A 25,552-nucleotide genomic window follows, 5' to 3' on the forward strand; every position below is an offset into this window, starting at 1 on the left:
GTCGATCACAAGCCCCCTGGCGGCCGATCAGCTGGCGCTACTGGTGATCAGCTGACTTCAAGAATTAACCTGTGCTTCGGTCAGTTTTGACCCCTGCAGTTAATTCCGGCAGTGCGATATTCAAGGATTTTCAGCTCTCCTGTTGAGTCCTCGTAATTCATCTGTGCCGGCATCACGTCGCAGCTGCCGTTGGTCGAAGTCCTGCTGATGACTCTCGCCACGTCCAGCTTCATTCCATAGCGATAATGGATCACCTCAGGTGGCTTTTTTCCATTGGCCGCTGCGTATGCACGCATAGCCTGCTCATTCGCCTGAATCATTTTTCCGTGCAAACGATCAGAACCTCCTTCGGAAAAAGCGGATGAGGAGGCGATTAAGAGAAGTAGGCCGGCGATGCATTTGGCTTTGATCATTTCAATTACTCCATGAAAACATGACTGCAGCCTAAGGCCCGGTAGCTGTCATCCATGTGATCCAGGCATTACATCTTTGTAAGGCTGTGCTGGGTTGACAGCGCTATTCCCTCATAGACAGTTTGCGGGTGCCTAAGGTAAAGCCGACACGGGACAGAGCTTTTCAAACTCTGCGGAGTTGGAAATCACCCTAGGGGCTAGGGATCGCTCTCTGCGCTCATATCCCCGAGCCTCGAATAAATCGGGCGCAATTGTGGTCCGCAGAGGCTTTAAGCCCCGTCGGCTTCGGCTATGCGTTCAAGTGCTCTAAGCAGCAAGGTACCGACCCCGGATCCTCTTTCCCAGGATCCACAACCAGCGAACGAATTAGACGAGCCTGGCCATCCTTCGATGCCCCATATCCCAGTTCCGTTTCTCCACGGTGAAAGGAATAGAACATGCGGTCGTGCTGCAGAAGGTCCGGGGTAGGCAAGCCGGCTGCGGAAAGATACTCATCCAACCCCTGGATCTGATCGGCACCAAGCAATCGGAGAGACATCTCAGGGTGGTTCATCGTGGACTCGATGGGAAGGGAATCAATATCCGGATAAGGGCGCGAACCCTGGATTTTGCCTCCTACTGTGACTCGGTCATCTGGTCAGTGAATTAATATCTGCTTTACCGTATATCTGAATGGTCATATATTCGAGCCTCCAGATATGAGCCGCCCGTGCTGCGTTCCCCAGGAGGTCAAATGCGGGAAACCCTAACCCCCCCCATCGTTTTTAAATGTCTCGCTGACGAAACACGAGCCCGGATGACCTTGCTGATCGCCAGTGAAGGCGAGCTATGCGTATGTGAGTTGACCTGCGCACTCGACCTCAGCCAGCCGAAGATTTCTCGGCATCTTGCTCAATTGCGAGAAGCCGGAATCCTCATGGACCGGCGGCAGGGACAATGGGTGTATTACCGCCTCAATCCGTCCTTGCCAGAATGGGTGCAGATGATGCTCAAGAGTGTTGTCGATGCAAACGCCCAGTGGCTAAGCGCCGATGCTGTGCGCCTTGCTGAAATGGGCGAGCGTCCACAAAGCCCTGCTGCTTGTGCTTGATTTTCACTTCGCTGACTGAGTTGAGCCATGTTCATCGCATTTTTGATTTTTCTCGCAACGATCGTTCTGGTGATCTGGCAGCCAAAGGGTCTGGGGGTGGGCTGGAGCGCTGGTCTAGGGGCGGTCGTGGCGCTACTGGCGGGCGTAGTGAATCTGTCTGATATCCCAGTGGTGTGGCAGATAGTATGGAACGCCACCGCAACGTTTATCGCTGTCATCATCATCAGCCTTTTGCTGGATGAGGCGGGTTTCTTCGAATGGGCAGCGTTGCATGTGGCCCGCTGGGGCAACGGCAGTACCCGCAAGCTGTTCGCTTTCATCATTCTCCTGGGAGCAGCAGTGTCGGCGTTATTCGCCAATGATGGCGCAGCGCTGATCCTGACGCCGATCGTTATCGCCATGCTGCTTGCCCTGCGTTTTTCCCCGGCGGCGACGTTGGCATTTGTCATGGCAGCAGGTTTTATCGCCGATACCGCGAGCCTGCCGCTGGTGGTGTCCAACCTGGTGAACATCGTTTCCGCCGACTACTTTGGCATCGGTTTCAGCGAGTACGCCTCGATCATGGTGCCGGTGAACCTGGTCAGTATCGCCGCCACGCTGGGAATGCTGCTGTGGTTCTTCCGCAAGGACCTGCCGCGAACCTATGAACTCGACCAACTGAAGGCTCCCGAAGCCGCTATCCGCGACAAGGCGACGTTCGTTGCCGGCTGGTGGGTGCTTGCGCTGTTGCTGGTCGGCTTCTTCGCCATCGAGCCGCTGGGCGTTCCGATCAGCGCCATCGCTGCTGCCTGTGCGCTGATCCTCTACCTGATCGCTGCGCATGGGCACGTGATCTCAACCCGCAAGGTGCTCAAGGACGCGCCTTGGCAGGTCGTGGTGTTCTCGCTTGGCATGTACCTGGTGGTCTATGGCCTGCGTAATGCCGGCCTCACCGACTACCTGACGCAGATCCTCAATGTCTTCACCGGCTACGGGGTCTGGGGCGCATCCCTCGGGACGGGGCTGCTCGCCGCTGGCCTGTCGTCGGTCATGAACAACATGCCCACTGTACTGGTAGGAGCTTTGTCGATCCATTCCGCCGAGGCCACTGGCATCGTGCGTGAGGCCATGATCTACGCCAACGTCATCGGCTGTGACCTCGGTCCGAAAATCACCCCAATCGGCAGCCTGGCCACCTTGCTGTGGCTGCACGTGCTGGCCCGCAAAAACATCGTTATCACCTGGGGTTACTACTTCCGCACCGGTATCGTCCTGACGCTGCCGATCCTGCTTGCCACCTTGGCCGCATTGGCCATACGCCTGAGCTTTTGAACCGGAGATATCTGATGAAAGTCTTGTTCATGTGCACCCACAACAGCTGCCGCAGCATCCTGTCCGAGGCGCTGTTCAATCATCTGGCCCCCGAGGGTATGGAAGCTGTGAGCTCGGGTAGCTTCCCAAGCGGCAAGGTCAATGAGCGGGCGCTGAAGACCTTGGAAGCCGCCGGTATCCCCACCGCTGGTCTTTCAAGCAAGGCCTCGGATGTCTTCGAGAGCTCTCCTCCCGACATAGTCGTCACCGTGTGCGATCGAGCTGCCGGCGAAGCCTGTCCGATCTTCTTCGGTCCATCGCTCAAAGCCCACTGGGGCCTGGCCGACCCTTCGGCGGTTACCGGCAGTGAGGCGGAAATCGAACAAGCCTTCCAGACCACACTTGCGAAGATCGATGAGCGCGTGCGCGCTTTCATTGCGCTGCCCTTCTCGCAACTGAGCCAGGACGAACTGAAAGCCGAACTTGCTCGCATCGGCGCGCTGTAGGCCCTGGATCAATGGAGACTGAAATGAACGACCACCTGCCAAATATCCAGCCAGAACTGATCGATCTGCCGTCGCTGGAGCGTCTGGAGCCGAAGGATCCCTCCACGCATAAACCACGCATCCTGCTGCTGTACGGATCGACCCGCGAACGCTCATTCAGCCGCTTGATGGTCCAGGAAGCTGCGCGCCTGCTGGAAGAGTTCGGCGCCGAAACCCGTATCTTCGACCCTTCCGGCCTGCCGCTCCCGGATGACGCTCCGGACTCCCACGAGAAGGTGCTGGAACTCCGCGAGCTGATGCAATGGTCCGAGGGCCAGGTGTGGTGCTCGCCCGAGCGTCACGGTTCTATGAGCGCAGTCTTTAAGGCGCAGATCGACTGGGTACCTTTGGCCATGGGCGCCGTACGTCCGACCCAGGGCAAGACATTAGCGGTGATGCAGGTTTGTGGTGGCTCGCAGTCGTTCAACGTGGTGAACCAATTGCGCGTGCTGGGCCGTTGGATGCGCATGTTCACTATCCCTAACCAGTCGTCGGTTCCAAAAGCCTTCCTGGAGTTCGATGATGCCGGGCGCATGAAACCTTCTTCCTTCTATGACCGGCTGGTTGATGTGATGGAAGAACTGACCAAGTTCACGCTGCTATTGCGCGACCGCCAGGATTACCTGGTGGATCGCTACTCCGAGCGCAAGGAGTCGGCGGAAGAGCTGTCCAAGCGAGTCAATCTGCGGTCCATTTGAGGTCATGAGCATGTCACATCCCTACTCGATGAAATCGCTGCCCCATGCCCCAGGAGCGCTAATTTTCACACCCTGCCCGGGCACCCAGGCCAGCGATCTTGCTGAAAGCCTGAAGACGCTGAAGCAGGCTGGCGCCGTGGCGCTGGTTACCCTGATGTCGGATACAGAGCTTCAGGAAAACGGCGTTGGTGAGCTTGGCGTCGCGGCCAGGCAGTATGGGTTGGAGTGGTACCAGTTGCCGATCGAGGATGATCAGGCTCCTGATCAAACCTTCGAGGCTCGGTTGGGGGAGATTCGCCACCAGTTAGACGATTTGCTCGCTTCCAACAAGGCCCTGGCCATCCACTGCAAGGGCGGCTCCGGTCGCACCGGGCTGTTCGCTGCCCGTCTGCTGATCGAATCCGGAATGCCGCGTCGCGAGGCGATCGCTTGGGTGCAGGAGCTTCGCCCACGGGCGATTCAGAAGCCTGCGCACATCAACTACATCAACCAATTCGGCGAAGACTGAGCGCTCCAGCCAGACAGGAGAGACCATGGCCACCGACGGCGAACTACTCGATGTCATCGTGATTGGCGGCGGGCAGTCCGCGCTTACGGTGGCCTATTTTCTCAAGCGGGCCAAGTTGTCGTTTCTGCTGCTCGACGCCGAAGAGGCTGCGGGCGGGGCGTGGCGCCATGGCTGGGACTCGCTGACGCTATTCTCACCCTCAGCATGGAGCTCGATCGCGGGCTGGCCGATGCCGCTAGTCACCGAAGGTAATCCCGATAGGGATCACGTGGTCAGCTATCTGGAGCAGTACGAGGCGCGCTACGGGTTTCCTATCGTTCGCCCCGTCAGCGTTACGGCGGTGGAGCGAACCGGGCGTGGCCTTCGTGTTCGCTCGAAGGACCGCGACTGGGAAGCCCGTGCCGTCATCAGCGCAACGGGGACTTGGAGCAAACCCTATGTTCCGGTTTATCCGGGGATAGAGCTGTACGGGGGGCAGCAAATTCACTCCGCCCATTATCAGTCACCAGAGGCTTTCCAAGGAAAGCGCGTGCTGGTCGTTGGTGGTGGCAACTCGGGGGCGCAAATCTATGCGGAGCTGTCCGAGGTCGCCGACGCAACGTGGGTAACCACGGAGGAGCCGGCGTTTCTGCCTGATGATGTCGATGGCCGGGTGCTGTTCGAGCGGGCTACCGAGCGCCTCAAGGCTCAACAGGAGGGCCGTGTTATCAACGTACCGGTCGGCGGGCTTGGCGATATAGTCATGGTGCCCCCGGTGGTCCGGGCCCGCGAGCGAGGAGCCCTACGGTCTGTAAGGCCTTTTGTCTCATTCACGCCTGACGGGGTCGTCTGGCCCAATGGTGAGAAAACCCAGGTCGATGCGGTGATCTGGTGTACCGGTTTCCGGCCGGCTCTGGATCACTTGCGGGACTTGGACGTGCTGGATGACAGCGGTAAGGTCGAGGTTGACGGGTCGCGCTCTATTCGCGAGCCGCGCCTCTGGCTGGTCGGATATGGCGACTGGACCGCCCTGGCCTCGGCGACGCTGATCGGCGTCACCCGTACCGCGCGCAGCACCGTAAACGAAGTAGTGGAATACCTGAACAGCTTGGAGCAGCCGGATGCATAGCGGAATCGAGATTCGTATTGCTGGTCCAGAAGACGCTGCAGCCATACAGGCTATCTACGCTCCGATTGTGCTCCACACTGCCATCTCGTTTGAAGAGGTAGCGCCGAGCGCGGAAGAAATGCGCCAGCGTATCGAGACGACGCTTCATACCTATCCATATTTTGTGGCTGTGCAGCAAGGTCGGGTGGTCGGTTATGCCTATGCTAGCCAGCATCGAGCGCGAGCGGCATATCGGTGGGCGGTAGATGTGACCGTCTACGTTGCAGAGGGGCAGCGTCGGAGTGGGATTGGCCGGCAGCTTTATGACGTTCTCCTGCCGGTTCTGAAGCAGCTAGGATATCGTTCTGCATACGCGGGTATTTCTTTACCGAACGAAGGAAGCGTGGGTCTCCATGAGCGACTCGGCTTTCAGCACATCGGTACGTTTTCGCAGGTCGGGTTCAAACTCGGTGCGTGGCATGACGTGGGATATTGGCGGTTTGATTTCGGTGGCGAGGGTTGTCGGCCTGAGGCTCCTACAAGCTTCTTATCCCAAATCCCGATGCCGCGTTAGAACATGAGGTCCATTTTGAAGGGTCCATTTGAGCGGCCGCTGAGCGTTTCGTCACCAGGGCTTGAATCTGAGCTAGCGTGTTGCGAAGACACGTCGGCGGCCTAGAAGACTCGATGGAACCATCAGAGATATGATCCTGCGATCACAACTCGAAGGTGGCCTCTATGCCATACCCCGTAAAGCCATGGGCAGAAATAGCTCAGCATTATCAGCGCGGTACCATCTTGTTGGGCAACGGCGCGAGTATCGCTGTGTCGCAGAGTTTTGCGTACCGCTCACTGCTAGAACATGTCAGGGAAAATGAGCTGCTCCAGAACGACGTGGCGCGTCTGTTCGAGTTTTTTGAGACAGAAGATTTTGAGCTAATTCTGCGGGTCGTCTGGCAAGCATCCAACGTCAACAAATCGTTGGAGATCCCAGATCAGCGTACCCACGAAGCCTACGTGCGCGTCCGGGATTGCCTGATCCAGGCAGTGCGGGATGTTCACCCTGAATATCACCAGATCACCGATCATCTGCCGAACATGTACCGGTATCTGAAGGAGTTCGACACGGTCTTGTCGCTAAACTATGACCTGCTGGTTTACTGGACGGTGGCCTATGGTCTCAACATCCCGGACGGCCATATGTTCAAAGACTGCTTCGTCGATGGCGGGGTATTCGATGACGACTGGCGTCGATTCCGGAAGCTGTACAAGGAGCGAGTGAATACGTTGGTGTTCTACCCCCATGGCAGCTTAGCTTTATGCCGCAACAACATAGAGGAAGAGTTCAAGATCCGCGCATTGGGCGGCGGCTTGCTGGAAGCCATTCTTCAGGAGTGGAAAAACGAGCGTGTGGTACCGCTGTTTGTCAGTGAAGGAACCATGCGTCAGAAGGTAGCTTCGATTCAAAATAGCTACTACCTGTCGACTGTCTATCGAGAGGTGCTTACGGCGCCCCGGAAGACACTGACACTGTTCGGTTGGGGCTTGGGGGAGCACGACAGGCATTTGCTCAAGCGAATGAAGGGGACGGGCATTGAGCGCGTAGCCGTCTCAGTCTTTCGGGGATATCAGCCTTATTGCAACATGGCTTACCAAATCATTCAGGATGACCTGGGGCCAGTTGACGTCGATTTCTTCGACAGTGAGAGCCCGGGCTGCTGGGTTCAACCCGAATAGCGGGCAGGACATCCACTCCTGAAATCTCAGAGGTGGCTGTAAGGCCCGTCATTACTGGGCTAGACAGTTTTTATTCTCTGGCGCATTTGTCCGAGTCAACGGTTTTGGGGGCTCGCGACAGTTTTGCGTTTACTCCGAATCGGGCTGAAGGCCACGGAAACTGGGCCTCTTTGCGACAGTTTTAATTCTCTAAATCCACAGATCAGTATAAGAGCTACAGCTGAAGAATGATCGGATAGCATGCGTTGAGGAAGGGATTTGATGATATGCCGGAAATGCTGAGAGGGTCGGCGGGCAAGCCGGTTGCTTGAGATTCTGATCAGTCATGAGAGTCATGACCAATGAGCAGAAAAGGAGACCCCAAAAATGTAGGAAAACGCGACCAATCCCAAGAGGACTGACCGCGCTCAACGAAACAGACTTGCGTCCTCAGAAATCGCAATGTCTGATTTTTCGAAGCGGCTGTCAATCCTCTCGCATCTTTTCGACCTTAGCGAGGCTACTCGACAGCACTGTGTTGACTGTCACTCCCAGGATTTTCCGGCGCTTCGTGGTTCTGCAGGCTCCTGGTTACATGCCCTGCGTGTGACCAAATGCAAGGAAGCGCTCGCAGGACTCTGGCGACGAATCTCCGAGGTGCCACAAAGAACCTTGCGTAGCGAGGTAGGCCGATGTCTCCTCCTCCGCCAGGACAGCAAAGGCGGTCGTCGAGATGAAGAAACCATCGCACTTGCCGCTCATGACAGCATCTTGCAGCACGTCTCGATGACGCTCAATGAAGTCCAAGTTGAACTTGGTCAGAACAGCCTTTGCAAGCTCCTTGGTGGGAACGCTCACAGCTTTCCCGACGGGGACCAAATCGTCCAGATTGAGAGCGATGACCCCGCCATTGTTGAACGGCGCCAGTTGTTTGGCAGCATGGCTAACACGCTTCTCAACTCCGCTCTCAGACCAGATCTTCTTACAAGCGATCGGGTAGTCGCCCATGCCGAAGTCAACCAGGATATCGGGTTCTGCAGCTTTGGCTGCTAACCCTCGGCTCTTCAAGTCGGACAGCAGCACCAGCTCCCAGAGAGCGTCCTTCCCTTGGGAGGTGTTCCGATCATCCGGCTGCATGACGCTGCCGGCCATACGCTTGAGCGCCTCTTGAATTCCTGGCTCTTCAGGCAAGTTGGTGACCGCATCAGCCAGACGGTTCACGAACGCCGCTTCCCAGACCACCCGGTCATCTGGCTTCACTTGCTCTGCCCACGCCAGGCTCAGCTTGTCGGCCTGGCTAAGCAGTTGCGAAAGTGCGCTGCCGGACCGCAGCCTCACGTTGCGCTGCTCCAGCACATCCCGCACAAGCTGGGCCTTAGCAGCAATCTCTTCGTATGTATCTGTCCAAGCCTTGCTCACAACATCGACGGACTTCACTTCACAGCTCCTATGGAAAGGGCAGGTGGTTTAACTGGCACAATGGCTGCGAAAGCTGATGCGCTGCTATCGCCACTGACAGAATGAGTGTTCGCCCAGCAACACTCTGCCAGAGCGGCGATCAACCCGCACCTTCAACAGGAGGGAGAACGAATCTGCCCGGCAGGCTGGCCAAGTAGCAGTCAGTGCAATCCCGCAGATGGGCTGAGAGGAAGTGGAGCGTCGCCCAAAACTGCATGACCCGGCTGGATCTCTTTAAACCCAGGATGTTCCAGGTTGACCGTCAAGCTGCTTTCTGTGAAATCCTTCCCTACGTACTTCTGAGCCCAGGCCCGACGCTGCTCCGGCGTCCTGGTTGCACACCGCCGCTCGTGGCGGCTGAGCCAGGCCCTGCAGAGCCGCTGCATATCGCGATTGTGTTCTGTGACCAGTCGATACTCAGCCCCACAGTGCGAGCACTGAGCGGTTCCAGTGTTATGTGCCATAAGTCAGTTCCGAGTAGCGGGCGCCCGAGGGGCCGGGTTGCTGGTGATACGGATCCTGGCGCAGGATCGCTCGTACGGCACGAGTTCGCGAGGACTCAAAAAGATTGTCCGAAGGCGCTTGCCGCAATTCATTAGCCGCGAGGCTGATTTGCTTGATGCGGGACCGCAGCCAGTTTGCATCTGCCGTGTAGATAGCATCGGGATTGTTGGCCAGCAGTGCGCGCAGTTTATCGCCCAATTCGGCGTTGATCACCACACGCCCCAGCAGGTGAAAGTCGTGATGGTGCAGGGTTGCACAATCCTCAGCAGTCATTGCCGCCAGGTTGGATGGAATGCCCGCGCAGAACTGGTCGGTCTGAAAAATCCGCTTTGCATGCGCCAACATCTCACCGGCAGACAGCTCTCCACACTGCAGGGGAATGATCACACGAGCGCCGGCCGTGATCCATGTGCGAACTCGCTCTACGTGCACAGCCCACAAGTCGAGGGTTGCCGACTGGTCACCGATGACATCTGGTGCCACGATACTCAGCGCCCCGGGGTAGTCCGTCCGCCCCAGCACGCATTCGTAGGCGAAAAACACTTTCTCCCAGCTCACGAGCTCGCCCTTCTGAAATGCAGAAAAGGCCCCCGAGTCAATGAACACGGCGCCGCCTGCATCTAAATGACGTGGAAGCGTCCGAAGGAGTTTAAGGGTGTCCAGCAGTGTGGCAACAACACCTACTGGGACGCCCTCATCAACTGCAGCCCTCAGGTCCTGAGTGCTGGACATCCCCGAGTAATAAGCAACGTTCCAGGTCAACGGCATGATCTTCCTACCCCTGCTGCGCACGCGAAATCCGCGCCGCTTCCACGGCATCGACCCAGCTCGATGGCTGGGGATGCGTGTTTCACATCGTGACTGCCGGTGCACAAGCGCACCTGTAGACCGAGTATGGCTATTCCCCCTCGCCCTCCTCCACCTCTCCGCCGATGGCGCCAAGCGCACGCAATGTGTCCAGGCGGAACCGGTGCCCGCAATCACCGCACTTCACCATGCTTCGGCTGACGATGATGCCGCTGTCGAGAGACACCGGTGGCTCGCCCCATCCAGCGCCCATAATGTGCTTTTCAACCAGGTCGAACTGGTACCCCTCATGGCCACCGCATTTTGGGCAACCTCGCTCGGTGTCGTACTGCGCCATTTGTGGCGTCCTCGAACTAGTGAAGTGGTGATGTATGTTTCAGAATGAGGAAGGCATTCAATCCAGGCCACGCAGACTCGCGAGCCCATAGTCATCGCGCAGGATCCGCAACTCTTCCTTGTCCATCTCATCCAGACCAGAGCAGTTTGCATCGTCTAAGCCTTGCCGCTTCAGCAACGCAGCAGCATCGCCTCTGTCGTAGATGTAACGCGAGAGATCCGCAGCAGCGAGGAGAATACCGGTCTGCAGCTGAGTCGGTTTATTACGGGGTTTGCGGCGAGTCGGGGCCATGTGTAGCCTTTCCATTTTGATGAGCGGGACCGGGGTGCAGAATCGTTTATAGGCACATGTGCCTACCATGCGGCGTGTACGGCGGTAGGCACATGTGCCTATTTCAGGGCTTTATCTGGGCCCCGGGGAACGGCGTAGACCCGACAACGAGAGTTTCTGCAGGTGTGATCTGTTTCATGCCTTCGCCAGGGCCTCCACCAACAGCGATTCGAATTCGTCCACGGCCAGCGCCTCCCAGCGGTCATCCATCAGCTGCTCGTGATACCACTTGAGTCCGGAGTAGGTAACCCGCACGCACACACCGCCCAGCATCACAAGCGGATGCTGGCGCACGGACGCTGGCAGGAGCACCGGTGGGTGGTCGGCCACAGAAGCGCTGATAGCGAGGTTCTCCATCGCCTCACGCAAGGCAACGGCGCTGACCTTGTTGGCCTGCGCCTTGGCGGAAAGGGCAGCACGCAGAGTCTCGACAGCAGCGCAGGAGCCGCGGTCATCTCCATTGCAGCGCGCAACAAAGTCGTCAAGCCACAGCAGCGACTCTTCAACCTCGCCAGCGCTGGCGGCCGTTGGGATGGCATCGCTGCCCTGGTGCTGAACACCCTGTTCCTGTCCTTGTTCTGTGAGCCATGCCGCTACCTGGTCGGCGCTCATGATGGCCAAGGTTTCCGAGCACTGATCACAGCCCAAAATCAGCTGGCAACGAATGTCGCTGGTGCGCAGACGGCCGTGCTGTGCATCGCTGATGTTCTTGTTGTGAGTCTGCCAAGTCAGGGACTTGCTACCGCACTCGCGGCATTCGGTGATCTTAGTGATGCTCATGCTTTTGCCTCCTGCAGGCGTGCGACCTCTGGCGGCAACTGCGCCAGCAGGTCATTGATGATTGTCTTTCTATGGGCTCGGCCCAGCTCGGAGACTGGGCATAGCGTGCGGAGGGGCGCACGTCGGCGACCTACACGTCCGAGACTGGGGCGCGATCGCGGATATCCTGCAGACGGCTTACCTGAACAGCCGCAATCGGCGACCAGCTGCCGGGCGCGAGCTCGTGCGCGCATCTCGATGTCCTCGGGTGGCTCCTCACGCTCAACGTTCAAGCCGAAGGTGTGAGTGCCCTTGTAGCTGGCGCCCATACCCTGAACCGACCAATCGGGGGCGACAGCGACGGTTTCGAGCATGAGAACCCTCCAGGGCAATCGTGAGTAGGTGGCCAGCGAACCGGGCCGGTGGAGTTAGGCTGGGCCATCTGCTACTTCGTAGTACGAGCTGCCCAGCCGGTTCACGGTGTAGCCACGACGGCGCAGGGCCTCGACAACCGAAGTGCCATTGCCGGTGTAGCGGCCAGTTGAGAAACGCATAGTGGTCCCTTGGGCCTTGCACTGCTTGTACCCTTCAATCAGGCGTTCAGTGTTGGTCATGATCTCTCCCCTACGCCGCCGCCAGACAGTCCTTCCAAAGAACTGGATCTGCGTGAATGAAGTAACCGGGCTTATCCGGGTTGGCCACACAACGGCCACCCTTTTGCCGGTACGCTTGGTACGCCCGGGCAAAGCGAGACTTTTGCACCTCATCCAGCCGGCGCATCTCCGCCTTGATCTCAAGATCGAGCGTGAACCCCTTCGCCGGCGCCATGGCGCATGTTGTGCCGAAGTGGCGAATCTCGTTGGTCTCGCAGTCCTCAATCCAAACCACGCGCTTAAGGCCCTGCTTGCCGCAGCATTCACAGTGAGATTTGTCGTCGTTGATTCCGAGGAACTTGAAGCGGCTCATGGCGGGCAGCGGGTCCGTTGAATGACTGAGCCACAATATTAAACTATAGGACAATCTAAATCAACAAAGATTGAACTATACGACAACCATTGGTGCGAGATTTCGCATTACTAATGCGACCTTGGAGTATCCAGCGTTCAGCGACCAAGGGCTGCACCAGGGGAAGCCAAGGCAGGGGCAGCTAGGGCCCCTCAGGTCCCCCGGCCGATTTACCTGCTGTGCTGATCACTTGGCCGACTGCCAACATTGCAGCTGACCTAACTTCCACCGGTGCCATGCTGTGTCCACGGAGAAAATTCATCAGCGCGTCAAGCGCCTCTTCCCCACCTGCGATGCCAAGCGCTCTTGCAGCAGCAATGCGGGTAGCGGAATCGTTTCGACCGCTTTGCAAATGGTCGGCGAGGTGTTCGAGCGCGGAGTGGGATTTATCAGATGGGATGTTCAAGGTTGCCATGCGGGATTCCTGTTCTACCTCGTGGACGAAGTGCCTCTGTCTCGATGCCTTCGGCCAAGCATGTGAGGTGGCTCATGCGTGCACTGATCAGTGAGAAGCCCTGAACGCTGTCCAGGGCCTCAAGCGGCTGCCTTACCGGCCAAACACCTGGTCAAGCACTGGCCGCGACTCGACGATCGCAGTGCCCAGTTCGTCGACGGTCGTAGCGCTGGTCAGACGGTCCTCGACAGCAGAAAGCTCGGTCAGAAGCTCATCGTTGCCGCCTTCCTTGTAGAGCGTGTGCTGCAAGCCTTCGAAGGTGCGCTTCACCTCGCGGTGAGTGTCCTGGAAGTTGCTTTGACTGTTGGAGATGGTTGCCTGAGACCAGCTGGTAAGCGGGTTGTGGCGAACCTCCACCTTGCCGGCACCGAACATGCGGTCATAGGAACCCTGCACGAAGCCTTCGATCAGAAGGCCGTTATTTCTGTCATCCATTTCTACATCTCATTTTGATGACGTGATCTTCACGTCGTAGTGATGACGCCAGGCGCACCCAGCATCGGTTTTGCCGATCAGTGGCAGCACTGTATCGGCGGTCTCTAAAGGGTCTTCAGCACGCTGTGCACCGGCTGAGATGGCGCCTAGGCCGCGGTTACACCGGAGCAGTAGGCCGACCATGATCATTGTGCCGCCAGCTGAGATACGCTCAGGCCTACTGCGACTGGCCGCACCCAGATGGGCATGCTGCTCAGCATGAAGGTCTCCCCTTGTGCGGCCAGCAGCAACGTAGTGCCCATCACATGACCGATGGCTTTCGCTGCCTTCGGGGGAACTGCGTTGCCAATTCGTTCGCGCCAGGCCTGATCGCTCAACCCGTCCAATTCCAGTTGCTCCTCTGGCTCGACAAGGCTCTGGATCGCCGCCAGCTCCAAGGTCGTGAAGGGCCGGTGCCAGGTCCCGTCGAGCGATTCGATGATGCAGGTGAGCTTCTCGTCAGCGCCTGGGAGCTGGGTGTCGGCAATGTCCCACCGGGCGTCGTCATACTGACCGGCCGAGGCGCCCTGCAACGGCACCACGCCGTAGTGCCCGCCAGGCAGGTAGGGTTCGCCATTTCTGCGCATCTTGGCCGCTCGGGGATCAGCGACACTGAATGTGCCTTGCCCTGGGCTCTTGACGCCAATGATGGCGCCGCTGGTGTCTTGCCATCGGCGAACACCGTACTGCTGATACTGCAAGGCGCCGGCCCGGGCACGCGGGTCAGCCACAGAGAACGCCCCGTTTGTTGGGTTCGATCGTCCAGCCACCGTGCCCATACTTTCGTTCCAGCCATGCACCCCCATGTATCCAGCTCGATATCCTGGGACGATGACCAGGTCACGCAGATACCCATCTTGGATCGCCAGGTTGTTGAGACTGCGCCAGTCTTTCCCCGCCTCGACCAAAGCCAGGCGGACCCAGGTCTTCCACTGCAGAGCTGGCACTCGGTGCATTGGTCCGGCTCGCTCGATGTCGCCGGCAAGAGGCATGCGGCTGAGGATTTCGCCTACAGCGCGCAGGCTCTTCTTCTCAGGCTCGTACAGGAACGGCGGGACCTTCTCGACATGGCGAGCCACCAACAGGAAACGCTTGCGGCTTTGAGCCAAGCCGCCGATCACCCCGCAGTCATGGGTGGTTTCGGCGACAGCGTACCCATAGTGGCTTAGCAGGGCGCCGATCTGGTCCAGCAGGTGCCGGCCGCGGTTGGCCAGACGCGGGACGTTCTCGAATACCAGCATCGGCACAGGGTCGTCGCGCCAGGTCTCCGCCATCAGCCAGATGCAACGCAGGGTGAGCTCGTTCAAGGCCTGGTACTTGGGGGTCGCACTCATCTTCTCCGACAGCAGTCCGCTGGCGCCCTTGCACGGGGAGCTGATGAAGACGGTGTCGGGCCGGCGGTTCTGTGCTGCACGGCGGATGTCTTCTGTGGTTGCTTCCCTCCACCCGGCTGGCGGTTCCTTGCCGTGGAACCTGATGTACTGCTCGCGGGTGAAGAGATCCAACTGCGTGCCCTCCACGCCGGTCAAACGCTTGAAGTCGGCAAGGCCGGCCGGATCAACGTCGACGCCGCCCAGGCACTCCCATTCAGCCTGCATGTTGCCGACGATGGGCTTCGCCTCGTTGAAGCCTTTGGCACCACCGCCCAAGCCGCAGCAGAAGTGGAAGTGTGTGAGGATTTTTTTGATCAGCATGCAGCCGTCCTAGAAGAGTTGTGTGGTGCCCGCCAGTTGGATTGGAGCTTCACTGGCTTTCTTACTTACCGGGCACCGAAGTTAAACTATAGGACAATCTTTATCAAGAGATTATTAAACTATAGAACAACTCTCTGGCCGCGCCCTTTCAGTATTTGTCTTTTAGATTTTGGCTTTTGGCGTGAGCTCTACAGGTTTTCTTCCCCTGCATGGCTACGTTTCTGCACCACGTATTCGACTTGGTAGTAGCGCGACAACGTTCCACAAGCGTCCTCTCCTGAAAGTCGTAATGCGCCCCAGAGCAACCTGTAACTGGCTTCCGCTTGACGTATTTGAATGAGCTGGAAATCATCCAGTTGTCGGGCAGCTCGAATGCATCTACGAAGACACCTACAACCCCGCCTGGCTCATCCGTGTATCCGCTCCCGCTCGGAACGCTCACAGAGTCCCCCAAGCTTGAACAGGGAACGTCCTCCTGCACTTCGCCATTTTTAGGCCCACCGTGAAAATGAATTGATGTAAAGCCTCTTGGCATCGTCAGGTCACTCCAATTGATTGGTAGGTTCAGCAACGAAAAACTCCGGCCAAGCATGGCCGGAGTGGGTGTAGCGTTCATGCGGCCGGGCAGCATCCAAGGCCAGAGTGCAGTGCATGCCAACCGATCGCTAAAAGGGTGGGTTCCGCAGGTAGTCGCAGTACTGCGCGTCCAGCAGCGCAGATGGTGAAGGCTCGATCGCAATCAAGGTCCATTCCCCATCGACAAACCGTCCCTCCTCGCCGTAGTGGAGCCCGGACAACGAGTAGCTTCGCTCGATCGTCGCCCAGTCCTCGGGGTACTGTGCTTTGAAGGCCTCCTGGAAGGACTTGTTGCCGTAGCTGCCCATGCTGGTAACGACTTCAGAGAACTTCTCGTCTCGGTCGGTGATCAGCTCGATCGACCTGGCCATCAGTTTGGGTGAATCCTGTTCGTTGGGTGTGCGCATCAATGATCTCCGTTGCTGACTTCTGTCAGTAGCAGGATTGAGTAGGTGCGAGGCCGACAGCGCCATCGCGTTCACTGGTCAACTCGATATGGGGAACACCCGCAGATAACGAAGCCCAGACCAGCAAGGCACACTGAACAAGAGGGGGATCCCCAGTGCCGAGCAAAGGCCGGCTATAGCGCTGGCCCCTATTCTTCTCGATCAAGATCAGGCGTTCTGTATGTTTTCCACTGCAGCACCGTGTATCGACCGAGTTTCACCTTCGTCTCGGTAACCACCTGGCCAAAGGCGTAACTACCTGTCTCTGTCACCCAGACCTTAATCAAGTTCTGCCCAATTCAAGCGCCGAAGAGCCGCTGCAGCAGCGTTCGCCGGGGTGGTGCTTCTGGGAGTTGGGGTTTGTTCATGGCCACCTCTGTTGTGCTAGTTGTCCCGATGGCGCCGATATGTGCCATCGCTAGTGTTTGTTGCGGAACCGCCATTTCCAACCTGTAAACACTGGGCTGGCGCCATTCGAAATGTGCCATCGTTAGTTTCTGGTGATCCGCGTGGCACATTTGGTCGAGTCGCCAAAGTGCCACCTGCACGATAGGAGTACATTTGTACTCCTAGCGCCAGCAGCTGATCTCAGGCACCAGATCACTCAAAGGAACACCGTTGGAGCATGTTCCTTGGCCTTCCCCCTTCTCTGCCGCGGGGAGCCCTTTCTCTGTTCGGTCTTGCGCCCGTTCCCAGGACTGTTCAGGTTCACCCCGTAGAGCTCACACAAGCTTGCGAGCTGCTCAGCCGGTATCAAGCGGTGCGTGTTGCTCAGTCGCAGCAAAATGGCCTTGGGAGTGCGCCTGTGAGCCGTAGCCAGAACGTCGATCGCCGAGCCGTCACGGTAGCTCGCAACGAGCCGCTGATCTTCCTCGTCTGTCCATTTGCTGCCTTGGGCGGTCGACTCAGCGCCAGTACTGCTAGGCGCAGGTGCCTGTTGCTGTTGCTGTTGCTGCACCTGCTCAGTTGCCCGGGCTGGCGCCGACGGCGTCAGCGCAGGTACCGCAGGAAGCTCCGAATCAAGGACCGTTGAAAGCATGGCCAACCACCTGGTGCGATCAGTGTCGCGAGAGTGGTGGAAACCAACGCTGCCGATCACCACCATCGGGTTCACATTCAACGCTGCTGCGATCTGCCAGGCGTGGTAGTTGTCCAGGAGGTCCTTGCCGGTACGCCAGCGGGAGAACTGGGTCTGGCTGACACCGAGAAACTCGGCAGCCGAGACGTCTCCGTGGAACCCTTTGACCACCTTCAGCTGGTCAAGCCAGTTAGCAGCGGTCTTGACCAACTTCACATGCGGACTATTCGTCTGGTTCGAGAACGGCGTCGACCGCTTGGCTCGCTGGGATAACGAGGCGGCGCCGGCGGCGGCGGCCAGGCGCAGGTGTGCGGTGAGCGGTACGCGCTCATCGCCGCACTCGATGCCGGCTTCATCCAAGCCCGCAGACAGATTGATCAGGATCGCGATGGATCGATTCGTCATCTCATCTTGTTTGGCCATGCCCCCTCCCCTGGATCCGCTGAGGATCGCTACATGAGGCCCTGGGATACCGAGGGCCGCCTTCAGACCTACATCATAATGGCAAATCTAATTCACCACACGTACCTATACGTCGCGTGAGGTGATTTCTTTTATAGGTGATTGCCGGCCTGTAGTGCGTGGTCCGTCTGTGTGTTTGGTCTAGTCACACACACAGAACGCAGCTTACAATCTCCCATGGCGCCCAGCAGACGCCAGCTACCCGTCATCGCGAAGCTGCACGAGCAGCACTGCCAGCTACTCAAGATTCGGACCATAACTTTGGCCCTGATGCATAGCGGTGGACGGGTGACGCAGCAACAAGTAGGGCCGGAGAGATATCGTGGCAACCGAACACACTCGACCTACCACCGTTGCGCGTATCAAGCGCGTAGCTAAATTAATCAAGCAAGAGAAGAGCATTCCTCATCATGCTGCCCTTGATAAAGCTGCGCAAAAGGCTGGCTTCCAGAACCTCCGGCATGCCCAGTCAGTTTTAGGTACCGCACAGAAACTGCACCAGGCTTTTGTCTCTTTCTACTGGAAAGAACACGGCGAGAGCCCAGAACCCTTCAAACGTGGACCTGAACTTCGATCGGGGCGGACCACCCTGTCATTCCTGCTGCCGCTTCCCCTGAAAGACATCGTCCCAGGAAGCGCCCTAGAAAGGACAGCCTACCTATACGGTTTTCGATTGGAAGCCCCTGACCATCTGGAGCTCAGGGGGGATGCTTATAGCGAGCACGAAGGTCTGAGGATGGCGCAACAAGCCGCACGCGCTCTAAATTTCATAGCTGCGACAGGTTTCCGAGCCCCATTTGCGAACGAAACCTATGGCACAAGCCTGAATCTCTCAAAGAAAGCGGATCACAAGTCTACCTGGTACGACGATGAGTCGAAGTGCATTGTCATTCTGGATGAGCCATATCCGCCTTTAACCCGTGAAGAGATCGACTGGGCTGAAGAGCACGAGTTTCATACAGTTGGGATTAAATGGCGAGGGGTCTACTCGGCCGGCAACGTCCCACGCCTCCACTCGGTCTCAGCCTGTCTAATTGCGCGTACGGCCATTAAGCTCCAGGCCCTCGAAGTCCGGTTACAAGCTGAGAAGTGGACATACAACACTGAGGCATACAACAGCCAATTCATCAGTCCAGCGAGAGCGCTCAGTGGAAAAAAGAAGCGTGCGAGGATAATGCCGCCCCCGCAAGGGATTGAGCAGGATGGAGCTGTGCCTTGTGGTCCCGGTGAGCCAGGATTTCACTCGCGATGGCGGCCGGCTCGCCGCATGGACCTGGATAAGCACATACAAGTCGGCCCTATCTTGGAGAATCTCCCGTTCTCAATGATATTTAACTCTGCGTCAGGGCTTCTCGATGTCCGCATGACCCTAAACAAATGGTTCGAGGAAGAGTACGAAGATGCAGAGCTTCCCGACAAGCAGATGCGCCAGGACTACTACTCACCTTCCCCTACCCCCATCAGAGGAGCAGCAGACGTCCTGGCAGAGCTAGCGGTAGTCAGGCAGACCGTTTCAGTCGGGTATCAAGACTGCAAACCCAAGAAAGACCTTCTTGACCGCCTAGATAGATCCGAGAAGTGGGTTCAACGGTTCGCTGCCCGTAGAAACCCATAGCCACCCCCGCTGCCTCAAACAACAAAGCCCGCCGATGCGCGGCGGGCTTTGGGTTGTGCGAAGCTCAGTGAGCAGGGTTGAAGATGAGCACGCCGACCCCAAGCATGAGGAACGGAAAACCTACCACCGCCATCGTCGTAACCGCATCCTGAGCGTAGAACCGCTCACACGCCGCCCCAGCAACCAGGAATCCCAGCATCAACACGATGAAACCGGCGAATCCCCTCTGGAACAGCACCACACCGGCCGCCGACAGCATAATCACAGCGGTCTTCTCTGGCGACATGTTCAGAGCGATGTTCACCAGCTGCTGATCGATCACCATGGGGCCGATACAAAAAAACCCCAGGGCCACGCAGATTGCGCCCAGCCCCCTGTAAACCATGCTTCGGTCAACACCACTCGTTGCGTCCAACCCAGGCTTATGCATCGCCTAACTCCCTTCTGTTCTGTGTGTTTGGCTGCCTAAAACAGCTGGGCCGCCGTCAATCCGTTAGTCGGTCAGGTAAACCCGCTTCTTCGCCTGCTCTTCCCGCATCCCCATGTAAGCCATCAAGGTGTAGAACAACACCAGACCTCCTGGCGCTAGGTACATGACAGCCTTAGCCCCGAGGACGCCCAAGGCATCCAGCTGAGCTCGGATCTGCTCAACCTGGTCACCTGCAGGTACCGGTTCGATTACCTGGGTCAGTCCTGTTCCCATGATCAAGAATAGGGCCACACCGAACAGCCCCATGAACTTCCACTGACGTCGCGCAGGTTTGGACATTACCAGCATGGTGATACACAGCATCAGGCTAAGGATGTAGTACCTGGCTGTGGCTTCAGTGAACCCTAAGTGTTCAACCCCGGCATCGAACAGGCCGACGATACCAATCATTGCCCCCGCGAGCGCAACCCCTGCAAACCAACCAAAAACGATCCCGAACAGCGATTTCATATCTCGATTCCTTATGGCTGGTGCTCAGCGCATCCAGTTAACTATTAGAGCTCCACCCCTTGTTCGGTGGAGCCTTAGATTCGGAGGTGGTCGGCACCGGCCACCCCGAGACTTCACCGACTACTCGGCGTAAGCGTCCAACTGCTTCTTCAGTTCGGTGCGCTGCGCATCGAGCATTTGGTTGAGCTGATCCGCTTTGAACACATCGAACGGAGCCCGGACAAACGCCAGCACCTCGATCGCCGCCAATGTCTTGCCTTCGACTTTGCTCGACTGCTCAGAGGCCGCGGCGTCGGGAAGGCCCAGCATCTTGGTGCAGGCGCTGCTCGTGTAGTCGTAGCAGCCCACCTTCGCCTCACCTGCCAGAACAGCGCTGCGGAAAGAGACGCTCGGGAAGATAGTGGTACCACTCACAATCCCAGCCATGATCAGTACCAGGCCGAAGGCACTGCCCATAAATGCGCGAAAGGCGCCGATGACGAACGCGAAGACGCTGACACCGGACAAAAAGAACGAGAGGGTTGGAGGAGTTACCAACCACGAGGCATGTTTCAGGTCCTCGGGGCTCACAGGAGCCTTGAAGTTCAGAACGGCTGCGCTGATCACGGCAAACACGACGAACAGCACCGGCACGGCCAGTAGCAGGCTTGCGATGATCAGAGGCCCCTTGGCGGCCGTCCCTGGCGCAGGGTCGACGTATTCACTGGAGGATTCCTGGTTACTCATAATGCTCACCTGCTGGGTTAGTGACTAGGGATGTAGGGGGCGTGTTTTCCTGGCTGTGCAAGCCCTTGCGGATCTCTTCTTTCAGCTCCTGGCGCTGGGCATCGAGCATTCGGTTGAGCTGGTCCGCTTTGTACACATCGAAAGGTGCTCGCAGGAAAGCCATCACCTCGATCGGCGCCGATGTCTTGCGTTCAACTTTGCTCGACTGATCGGATGTCGCGCTGCTGGGGAGGCCAAGCATCTTGGTGCAGGCAAGGCTCGTGTAGTCGTAACAGCCGACCTTCGCCTCGCTTGCCAGCACGGCGCTGCGGAACGAGACGCTGGGGAAGATGGTGGGCATAGCAAGCACACCAATCATGATGAGGAACAGTCCCAAAGAGCTGCCTCTGAAGGTTTGCAGGGCGCCACCCATGATGCACATGAAGCTGAAAAATGCGCAGATGAACGACAGCGATGGCGGAACCACCAACCAGGAAGCGAGGTGCAGGTCCTCGGCGCTCACGGGAGCCTTGAAGTTCAGGACGGCGGTGCTGATTGCCGCAAACACGACGTACCCCACCACCGCAGCCATGAAGACGCTCGCGAAGATCAGTGATCCCTCGCCTGCCGTCCCCGGCGTGTGATCGAAGTAGTCATTGGAAGAATCGTGGTCACTCATGATGCTCACCTGTTGAGCTCGTCGCTTCGGATGTGGGGAGGGTGTCGGGCTGAGTTTTCAGGCCCTTGCGCATCTCACCTTTCACTTCCAGGCGCTGTGTATCGAGCATCTGGTTGAGTTCATCCGCTTTGAACACATCGAACGGAGCTCGAACGAAGGCCATCGCTTGGACAGGGATGAATTGGTGGACACTCGGCTGGGCCGGCTGATCTAGGTTGGCTGCGCGACTGGGTAACCCCAGCATCTCGGTACAGGCGAGCAAGCTGTAATCGTAACAGCCGATTTTCGCTTCCCCAGCCAGAACAGCACTGCGCAGTGAGACACTCGGTTCAGTGGAAACGGCGCCGATAAAGCTGATCATGAGCACACCGAAGCTCAGGGTCATCGGGCTAATCAACTGAAGCACGAGTGCGAAGCCTATGATCAACAATGCGCCGGAGATAAAGGGGAGCAAGTAGGGGGCGTGCACCAGCCAGGATGCATGCTGTAGATCCTCAGCACTGACCGGTACTTTGAAAGTCAAGACGCCGATGCTGATTGCCGCAGCAATGACATACAGCCCTAGCAACGCGAGGAACAGCCCCCGGAAAGTCAGCTTTCCTTCGCCGGCCGAAGCTTCTGCGCGAGCGAAGTATTCGCTGGATGAATCGAAGTCACTCATGGTGATCACCTTCTGAGTTCTAATTGTGGATGAGAGGTCCTGAGCTCTACAGCTTCAGGTCCTTGCGAATGTCTCTGGCCGACGGCATCCCGCGGTACCGATGCACGGTGACCCCGACGGCCTTCATCAGCTCGTCGCGACGCCGGTCCTTTGCCTTGGCCTTGCCGCTGTTGTGCGTGGAGTCGTCGACCTCGACCAGCGCTACCGGCTTGAGCTGCTTGTCGCAGAGCAGGAAGTCGCAGCGGTTGTGGGCGACCATATGCCGTGCGTGGTTCTTGTCGGTCATGGCGGTGGCTTTCACCTTGATGAAGGCGCCGAAGACCACCTGGGGCGCGATGACCAGGTCGTCGCGTACCGCCTCCTTGAGCCGCCAGAAGAAGTCCTGCTCGCGCTCGGTGAGCAGGGGGATGCACTGGTAATGCTTGGTCGAGTAGCCTTTGCGGCGCTTCAGCATCGCAATGGCGAAATACGCAAAGGCGCAGATCACCAGCGCGGGAACAAGCACTCCATCCATGCTGTTGAGAATTGACATACCTACTCCTAAATAGATTCTTTACGCGTACCAATACGCACACTGGCTAAAAAATGGCGTGTAGTCCGCCTGTGATGTTGGTCAAGTAAATGTGATTTCGCTTCCAGCTCGGGAGGAGCACGCGCCTCCGCCGATCAACAAACCTGCCCTGGGTATTGCTCGTTGGGCGTGGAACCGTTAGGGTGAGTCATCCTCCCTTAGCGACACGCTCGTGTCGTGCAACACCTCTCTCCAAACCTCCCGTAGCCAAAGCAAGTCACCGTCCTGCAATCATGCGCGCCGACTTGACCAATCACACAAACGAACCATTCGAAGCCTGCCCCGCCTGGCACGATCATGAGCGCCAGCAACGCCGCTAGACGTGATCCTCCGAGAGATGCCCGGTGACCGCCGGCAGCTGATGCGAGGGTTGGACACCCACCACCCGCTTGCCCCGTCGAGAACCCCGGCCTTTCCCCTCGCCCGCGGCTTCCGTCTCTTTCACCGCCCGAGCGGCCATGCCTTCATTGACCATGTCCAGGATTTCCTGGGACATCCGCTGCTGCACAATTCGAGAGTTCCCCATGCGGTAGTTCGCATCGGTACGCTCGGTATCCGCAGCCTTCGCCCATTCCCTCAGGGTGTCCCGGGCCTCACCGATGCTCCCCTTGATCTTGACGAAAATCTCGAACATCAGCGGGTCAATGGAAACGGATGATTTCTTGGATTTTCCGCCCGCTTCCCGGCGGTAGAAGATCCGGATGAAATCGTCAGCCATGTTCGCCCCCTGCAACGATCAGTAGGTAGTGCATCAGGCCACTTCCAGGTGCAGGTCACTGACCAGGCGCCCGGTGATATCTGGGCAACCGATGAACAGGCCACCATGCAGGCGACCCTGGCGCACCATCGACGCAACGGTATCGGCCGCCTGGGATACGGAGACACCCACTACGCCCGCGATCGCCGCCGCAGTCAGGGCCGCATGACGCAGGATGGCCAGCTCGATGCGCGACTCAACCTGATCGCCCTCGAACAGCAGGGCAGCATCGGCGCCGACCAGCTCAGCCACTTTGGAAAGCGCCCCCACGCCGGTGATCGCAGCAAAGGTCTCGGCCTCTTGTTCAGGGCTAACAACCAGCGATAGGCCCCCCACTTGTTCGGTGTGCTTCGCGACAGGTTCCACCGCTTCACCCACCACCCCAGCGGTCTCGCAGTAACGCAAAACTGCCTGGATCTGCTCATTCACCTCAATGGATTCCATCGCACGGGTCAGCGCCACGTACAGCAGGTGGAGCTCTTGGCGCAGCTCTGGGGTATCCAGCACCAGCGGCAGGCCGGCATCGGTGATCAGGTTGAGGAAGTCGCTCAGCAGAACCACCTGCGGAAACTCCAAACCTTTCGAGCGGTGGGCAGTACAAAGAATGACGGTCGCGTCGTTGATGTCGCTGACGCAAGCATCCTTGATGCGCTGTACCAGGCTCGGGATTTGATCGCCATACTGCTTGGCAACACTGATGAGGGCGTGGATCTCTTTGTCATCGGTGTCGTTGGCATAAGCCTCCAGATCTTGGAGAGAGCGGAACGCACTGAGCAAAGGATCGCGCAGACGGACACCCGTGTTGGCGCGCAGGTGGTGCACTTCAACGAGCTTGTCGAACGGGTACTCGTTGACGCCACCCACGAAGTGAAGACGCTGGCCTTCCAGCAGCTGGACAGCACTGGCGAACAGCTTCGCATTGGTGCGCCCGATGATCGCGTAAGGCTTGGTGCGGTCGACGGCAAAACGGGTAGTCAGCTCATGGCGTGAACTGCGCACTGGATCCTGCTCGCCGGCGAACTCACGCAAGAGCATGGTGGCCAGCTCGGCGATGCCGGCGCCATAACGGTGGCTCTCGCTCAGCGATACGACCTGGTCGAACTGCGACGGTTCGAAGGTGTTGTAGGCACCACGGAAACCGAAGATTGCCTGGAAGTCGTCACCGGCCAAGCGCAGCGGGCAGTTCTGCCGCAGGATCACCGCAGCAAAGACAGGATTGGTGTCCTGGTACTCGTCCAGAAGGATCTGGTCGTAACGGTGGCTCAGGTCAGGGTCACCCAGGCTCCACAGTTTCAGGTAGCCGTCGTGCGGCATTCGCAGATGAGTGGTTTCCAGGAACTCAGCACGCTCGGCTTGGCTATCGCCGCACCCGCGAGACCATTGGCGCAAGCGCTGCAGGTCTTCCCAAACAACCTTCGCCCACTCCGCTGTTTTCTCACGGTCATCGCCAACGATCTGTGCCGGCACATGCGCTGCCAGGATCTCCCGGTCTGCAGAGACCATGTAGTTGTGCAGAGTGACGTAGAGGTGGCGAGCGAACGCCATTGGGATGCCGTACTGCTTGGCCAGGTGGGATGGGTGGAGATCATCCTGCTTGCCAACCTTCTTGAACTGGCCACCGACTTCCCAAGCAAGCCCATGACTGGTCTTGGTGGTCACGTTGTCAGGGAAGCGAGCAGCTGCGTCCTCCTTGTTGGCCTTTCCAAAGGTCACATACAGCAGGCGCTGGGTTGGGAACTGCAGGGCGTGCTTGATGAGCAGCGAGGTCTTACCAGCACCCGCCTTGGCGCGGATCAGCAAGCGCTTGGCGGTACTGCCCAGGGCAACAGCCTGGTCTTTGTTTGGGGTGAAAGCTTTCGCGGCCATTGCCGGCCTCCTTGAGGTGCGAGTGGT

30 protein-coding genes are annotated in these 25,552 nt (G+C 58.1%); 9 read left to right on the plus strand and 21 right to left on the minus strand.

From position 1 onward, the window contains the following. Positions 1 to 80: 80 nt before the first annotated feature. On the minus strand, positions 81 to 413 hold the full coding sequence (locus tag ACE4QZ_RS00330) for a DUF2790 domain-containing protein (RefSeq protein ID WP_039614978.1): 333 nt from the start codon (positions 411 to 413) through the stop codon (positions 81 to 83). A gap of 733 nt (positions 414 to 1,146) precedes the next feature. On the opposite strand from ACE4QZ_RS00330, the gene ACE4QZ_RS00335 reads away from it, so the two are divergent. From ACE4QZ_RS00335 to ACE4QZ_RS00370, 8 genes are all read left to right on the plus strand, one after another. After that, the gene (locus ACE4QZ_RS00335; protein WP_060519748.1) at positions 1,147 to 1,503 is read left to right on the plus strand and encodes a metalloregulator ArsR/SmtB family transcription factor; all 357 of its coding nucleotides are present in this window, start codon (positions 1,147 to 1,149) and stop codon (positions 1,501 to 1,503) included. A gap of 27 nt (positions 1,504 to 1,530) precedes the next feature. Then, positions 1,531 to 2,814 carry an arsenic transporter gene (locus ACE4QZ_RS00340; RefSeq protein WP_060519746.1) on the plus strand — a complete coding sequence of 428 codons (1,284 nt, stop codon included), beginning with the start codon at positions 1,531 to 1,533 and terminating at the stop codon, positions 2,812 to 2,814. A 14-nt stretch (positions 2,815 to 2,828) separates the two neighbouring features. Then, positions 2,829 to 3,299, plus strand: a complete 471-nt coding sequence (locus ACE4QZ_RS00345; RefSeq protein WP_031314387.1) for an arsenate reductase ArsC — start codon at positions 2,829 to 2,831, stop codon at positions 3,297 to 3,299. A 23-nt stretch (positions 3,300 to 3,322) separates the two neighbouring features. Then, positions 3,323 to 4,036 (plus strand): arsenical resistance protein ArsH, encoded by a 714-nt coding sequence (gene arsH / locus ACE4QZ_RS00350; protein WP_060519744.1) that lies wholly within the window; start codon positions 3,323 to 3,325, stop codon positions 4,034 to 4,036. 4 nt (positions 4,037 to 4,040) lie between these two features. Then, complete coding sequence (locus ACE4QZ_RS00355; RefSeq protein WP_082422063.1) at positions 4,041 to 4,544, plus strand: cyclin-dependent kinase inhibitor 3 family protein; 504 nt, start codon at positions 4,041 to 4,043, stop codon at positions 4,542 to 4,544. A 25-nt stretch (positions 4,545 to 4,569) separates the two neighbouring features. Continuing rightward, positions 4,570 to 5,652 (plus strand): ArsO family NAD(P)H-dependent flavin-containing monooxygenase, encoded by a 1,083-nt coding sequence (locus tag ACE4QZ_RS00360; RefSeq protein WP_101195987.1) that lies wholly within the window; start codon positions 4,570 to 4,572, stop codon positions 5,650 to 5,652. Then, complete coding sequence (locus ACE4QZ_RS00365; RefSeq protein WP_060519738.1) at positions 5,645 to 6,205, plus strand: arsinothricin resistance N-acetyltransferase ArsN1 family B; 561 nt, start codon at positions 5,645 to 5,647, stop codon at positions 6,203 to 6,205. Before ACE4QZ_RS00360 ends, ACE4QZ_RS00365 begins: the two co-directional genes overlap by 8 nt. A 164-nt stretch (positions 6,206 to 6,369) precedes the next feature. Then, positions 6,370 to 7,368, plus strand: coding sequence for a DUF4917 family protein (locus tag ACE4QZ_RS00370; RefSeq protein WP_060519736.1), 999 nt, complete (start codon positions 6,370 to 6,372; stop codon positions 7,366 to 7,368). Between the two features lie 570 nt (positions 7,369 to 7,938). Here the strand turns inward: ACE4QZ_RS00370 and ACE4QZ_RS00375 are convergent. The 12 genes from ACE4QZ_RS00375 to ACE4QZ_RS00430 form a co-directional block, all read right to left on the minus strand. Continuing rightward, entirely contained in the window at positions 7,939 to 8,784 is an 846-nt protein-coding gene (locus ACE4QZ_RS00375; RefSeq protein WP_060495097.1) for a hypothetical protein, read from the minus strand. A gap of 474 nt (positions 8,785 to 9,258) precedes the next feature. After that, on the minus strand, positions 9,259 to 10,077 hold the full coding sequence (locus tag ACE4QZ_RS00380; RefSeq protein ID WP_258557509.1) for a hypothetical protein: 819 nt from the start codon (positions 10,075 to 10,077) through the stop codon (positions 9,259 to 9,261). 130 nt (positions 10,078 to 10,207) lie between these two features. Then, positions 10,208 to 10,453, minus strand: coding sequence for a hypothetical protein (locus tag ACE4QZ_RS00385; protein WP_143494529.1), 246 nt, complete (start codon positions 10,451 to 10,453; stop codon positions 10,208 to 10,210). Between the two features lie 57 nt (positions 10,454 to 10,510). After that, positions 10,511 to 10,744: a hypothetical protein gene (locus ACE4QZ_RS00390; RefSeq protein WP_143494527.1), complete on the minus strand. Its 234-nt coding sequence runs from the start codon at positions 10,742 to 10,744 to the stop codon at positions 10,511 to 10,513. 174 nt (positions 10,745 to 10,918) lie between these two features. Further along, positions 10,919 to 11,563, minus strand: a complete 645-nt coding sequence (locus ACE4QZ_RS00395) for a hypothetical protein (protein ID WP_181718341.1) — start codon at positions 11,561 to 11,563, stop codon at positions 10,919 to 10,921. A gap of 407 nt (positions 11,564 to 11,970) precedes the next feature. After that, complete coding sequence (locus ACE4QZ_RS00400) at positions 11,971 to 12,156, minus strand: hypothetical protein (RefSeq protein WP_181718339.1); 186 nt, start codon at positions 12,154 to 12,156, stop codon at positions 11,971 to 11,973. A gap of 10 nt (positions 12,157 to 12,166) precedes the next feature. Then, positions 12,167 to 12,508: a hypothetical protein gene (locus ACE4QZ_RS00405; RefSeq protein ID WP_181718338.1), complete on the minus strand. Its 342-nt coding sequence runs from the start codon at positions 12,506 to 12,508 to the stop codon at positions 12,167 to 12,169. A 181-nt stretch (positions 12,509 to 12,689) separates the two neighbouring features. Further along, a complete protein-coding gene (locus ACE4QZ_RS00410; protein ID WP_181718337.1) occupies positions 12,690 to 12,962 on the minus strand; it encodes a HEAT repeat domain-containing protein in 273 nt (90 codons plus the stop codon). 132 nt (positions 12,963 to 13,094) lie between these two features. Next, complete coding sequence (locus ACE4QZ_RS00415) at positions 13,095 to 13,436, minus strand: hypothetical protein (protein WP_143494516.1); 342 nt, start codon at positions 13,434 to 13,436, stop codon at positions 13,095 to 13,097. A gap of 185 nt (positions 13,437 to 13,621) precedes the next feature. Further along, complete coding sequence (locus ACE4QZ_RS00420) at positions 13,622 to 15,169, minus strand: DNA cytosine methyltransferase (protein WP_410480282.1); 1,548 nt, start codon at positions 15,167 to 15,169, stop codon at positions 13,622 to 13,624. A gap of 665 nt (positions 15,170 to 15,834) precedes the next feature. Then, positions 15,835 to 16,152, minus strand: a complete 318-nt coding sequence (locus tag ACE4QZ_RS00425; protein WP_023383581.1) for a hypothetical protein — start codon at positions 16,150 to 16,152, stop codon at positions 15,835 to 15,837. A gap of 643 nt (positions 16,153 to 16,795) precedes the next feature. After that, positions 16,796 to 17,692 (minus strand): hypothetical protein, encoded by an 897-nt coding sequence (locus tag ACE4QZ_RS00430; protein WP_023383579.1) that lies wholly within the window; start codon positions 17,690 to 17,692, stop codon positions 16,796 to 16,798. A gap of 361 nt (positions 17,693 to 18,053) precedes the next feature. Between ACE4QZ_RS00430 and ACE4QZ_RS00435 the strand changes: the two genes are divergently transcribed. Beyond that, positions 18,054 to 19,346: a DUF5623 domain-containing protein gene (locus tag ACE4QZ_RS00435; protein ID WP_373939486.1), complete on the plus strand. Its 1,293-nt coding sequence runs from the start codon at positions 18,054 to 18,056 to the stop codon at positions 19,344 to 19,346. A 64-nt stretch (positions 19,347 to 19,410) separates the two neighbouring features. Here the strand turns inward: ACE4QZ_RS00435 and ACE4QZ_RS00440 are convergent, their stop codons facing one another. The 8 genes from ACE4QZ_RS00440 to ACE4QZ_RS00475 form a co-directional block, all read right to left on the minus strand. After that, positions 19,411 to 19,776, minus strand: a complete 366-nt coding sequence (locus tag ACE4QZ_RS00440) for a hypothetical protein (RefSeq protein WP_373939485.1) — start codon at positions 19,774 to 19,776, stop codon at positions 19,411 to 19,413. A 63-nt stretch (positions 19,777 to 19,839) separates the two neighbouring features. Then, a complete protein-coding gene (locus ACE4QZ_RS00445; RefSeq protein ID WP_373939484.1) occupies positions 19,840 to 20,286 on the minus strand; it encodes a hypothetical protein in 447 nt (148 codons plus the stop codon). A gap of 120 nt (positions 20,287 to 20,406) precedes the next feature. Beyond that, a complete protein-coding gene (locus tag ACE4QZ_RS00450; protein ID WP_054893892.1) occupies positions 20,407 to 21,012 on the minus strand; it encodes a hypothetical protein in 606 nt (201 codons plus the stop codon). Continuing rightward, positions 21,005 to 21,670, minus strand: coding sequence for a hypothetical protein (locus ACE4QZ_RS00455; protein WP_023383574.1), 666 nt, complete (start codon positions 21,668 to 21,670; stop codon positions 21,005 to 21,007). Before ACE4QZ_RS00455 ends, ACE4QZ_RS00450 begins: the two co-directional genes overlap by 8 nt. Continuing rightward, complete coding sequence (locus ACE4QZ_RS00460) at positions 21,663 to 22,331, minus strand: hypothetical protein (protein WP_023383573.1); 669 nt, start codon at positions 22,329 to 22,331, stop codon at positions 21,663 to 21,665. The genes ACE4QZ_RS00455 and ACE4QZ_RS00460 overlap by 8 nt, the downstream gene beginning before the upstream one ends. 46 nt (positions 22,332 to 22,377) lie before the next feature. After that, on the minus strand, positions 22,378 to 22,863 hold the full coding sequence (locus ACE4QZ_RS00465) for a DUF2726 domain-containing protein (protein ID WP_023383572.1): 486 nt from the start codon (positions 22,861 to 22,863) through the stop codon (positions 22,378 to 22,380). Between the two features lie 355 nt (positions 22,864 to 23,218). Continuing rightward, entirely contained in the window at positions 23,219 to 23,620 is a 402-nt protein-coding gene (locus ACE4QZ_RS00470) for a hypothetical protein (RefSeq protein ID WP_023383571.1), read from the minus strand. A 33-nt stretch (positions 23,621 to 23,653) separates the two neighbouring features. Then, entirely contained in the window at positions 23,654 to 25,525 is a 1,872-nt protein-coding gene (locus tag ACE4QZ_RS00475) for a UvrD-helicase domain-containing protein (protein ID WP_023383570.1), read from the minus strand. Between the last annotated feature and the right edge of the window lie 27 nt (positions 25,526 to 25,552).

Source organism: Pseudomonas sp. DCA-1 (assembly GCF_046523955.1).
Taxonomy (GTDB): domain Bacteria; phylum Pseudomonadota; class Gammaproteobacteria; order Pseudomonadales; family Pseudomonadaceae; genus Aquipseudomonas; species Aquipseudomonas putida_Y.

Excerpts from the sequence above, each read along its gene's own strand:
- ACE4QZ_RS00330 (WP_039614978.1), bottom strand. The coding sequence starts at position 413 with ATGATCAAAGCCAAATGCATCGCCGGCCTACTTCTCTTAATCGCCTCC.
- ACE4QZ_RS00335 (WP_060519748.1), top strand. The coding sequence starts at position 1,147 with ATGCGGGAAACCCTAACCCCCCCCATCGTTTTTAAATGTCTCGCTGAC.
- ACE4QZ_RS00340 (WP_060519746.1), top strand. The coding sequence starts at position 1,531 with ATGTTCATCGCATTTTTGATTTTTCTCGCAACGATCGTTCTGGTGATC.
- ACE4QZ_RS00345 (WP_031314387.1), top strand. The coding sequence starts at position 2,829 with ATGAAAGTCTTGTTCATGTGCACCCACAACAGCTGCCGCAGCATCCTG.
- arsH (WP_060519744.1), top strand. The coding sequence starts at position 3,323 with ATGAACGACCACCTGCCAAATATCCAGCCAGAACTGATCGATCTGCCG.
- ACE4QZ_RS00355 (WP_082422063.1), top strand. The coding sequence starts at position 4,041 with ATGAGCATGTCACATCCCTACTCGATGAAATCGCTGCCCCATGCCCCA.
- ACE4QZ_RS00360 (WP_101195987.1), top strand. The coding sequence starts at position 4,570 with ATGGCCACCGACGGCGAACTACTCGATGTCATCGTGATTGGCGGCGGG.
- ACE4QZ_RS00365 (WP_060519738.1), top strand. The coding sequence starts at position 5,645 with ATGCATAGCGGAATCGAGATTCGTATTGCTGGTCCAGAAGACGCTGCA.
- ACE4QZ_RS00370 (WP_060519736.1), top strand. The coding sequence starts at position 6,370 with ATGCCATACCCCGTAAAGCCATGGGCAGAAATAGCTCAGCATTATCAG.
- ACE4QZ_RS00380 (WP_258557509.1), bottom strand. The coding sequence starts at position 10,077 with ATGCCGTTGACCTGGAACGTTGCTTATTACTCGGGGATGTCCAGCACT.
- ACE4QZ_RS00385 (WP_143494529.1), bottom strand. The coding sequence starts at position 10,453 with ATGGCGCAGTACGACACCGAGCGAGGTTGCCCAAAATGCGGTGGCCAT.
- ACE4QZ_RS00390 (WP_143494527.1), bottom strand. The coding sequence starts at position 10,744 with ATGGCCCCGACTCGCCGCAAACCCCGTAATAAACCGACTCAGCTGCAG.
- ACE4QZ_RS00395 (WP_181718341.1), bottom strand. The coding sequence starts at position 11,563 with ATGAGCATCACTAAGATCACCGAATGCCGCGAGTGCGGTAGCAAGTCC.
- ACE4QZ_RS00400 (WP_181718339.1), bottom strand. The coding sequence starts at position 12,156 with ATGACCAACACTGAACGCCTGATTGAAGGGTACAAGCAGTGCAAGGCC.
- ACE4QZ_RS00405 (WP_181718338.1), bottom strand. The coding sequence starts at position 12,508 with ATGAGCCGCTTCAAGTTCCTCGGAATCAACGACGACAAATCTCACTGT.
- ACE4QZ_RS00410 (WP_181718337.1), bottom strand. The coding sequence starts at position 12,962 with ATGGCAACCTTGAACATCCCATCTGATAAATCCCACTCCGCGCTCGAA.
- ACE4QZ_RS00415 (WP_143494516.1), bottom strand. The coding sequence starts at position 13,436 with ATGGATGACAGAAATAACGGCCTTCTGATCGAAGGCTTCGTGCAGGGT.
- ACE4QZ_RS00420 (WP_410480282.1), bottom strand. The coding sequence starts at position 15,169 with ATGCTGATCAAAAAAATCCTCACACACTTCCACTTCTGCTGCGGCTTG.
- ACE4QZ_RS00425 (WP_023383581.1), bottom strand. The coding sequence starts at position 16,152 with ATGCGCACACCCAACGAACAGGATTCACCCAAACTGATGGCCAGGTCG.
- ACE4QZ_RS00430 (WP_023383579.1), bottom strand. The coding sequence starts at position 17,692 with ATGGCCAAACAAGATGAGATGACGAATCGATCCATCGCGATCCTGATC.
- ACE4QZ_RS00440 (WP_373939485.1), bottom strand. The coding sequence starts at position 19,776 with ATGCATAAGCCTGGGTTGGACGCAACGAGTGGTGTTGACCGAAGCATG.
- ACE4QZ_RS00445 (WP_373939484.1), bottom strand. The coding sequence starts at position 20,286 with ATGAAATCGCTGTTCGGGATCGTTTTTGGTTGGTTTGCAGGGGTTGCG.
- ACE4QZ_RS00450 (WP_054893892.1), bottom strand. The coding sequence starts at position 21,012 with ATGAGTAACCAGGAATCCTCCAGTGAATACGTCGACCCTGCGCCAGGG.
- ACE4QZ_RS00455 (WP_023383574.1), bottom strand. The coding sequence starts at position 21,670 with ATGAGTGACCACGATTCTTCCAATGACTACTTCGATCACACGCCGGGG.
- ACE4QZ_RS00460 (WP_023383573.1), bottom strand. The coding sequence starts at position 22,331 with ATGAGTGACTTCGATTCATCCAGCGAATACTTCGCTCGCGCAGAAGCT.
- ACE4QZ_RS00465 (WP_023383572.1), bottom strand. The coding sequence starts at position 22,863 with ATGTCAATTCTCAACAGCATGGATGGAGTGCTTGTTCCCGCGCTGGTG.
- ACE4QZ_RS00470 (WP_023383571.1), bottom strand. The coding sequence starts at position 23,620 with ATGGCTGACGATTTCATCCGGATCTTCTACCGCCGGGAAGCGGGCGGA.
- ACE4QZ_RS00475 (WP_023383570.1), bottom strand. The coding sequence starts at position 25,525 with ATGGCCGCGAAAGCTTTCACCCCAAACAAAGACCAGGCTGTTGCCCTG.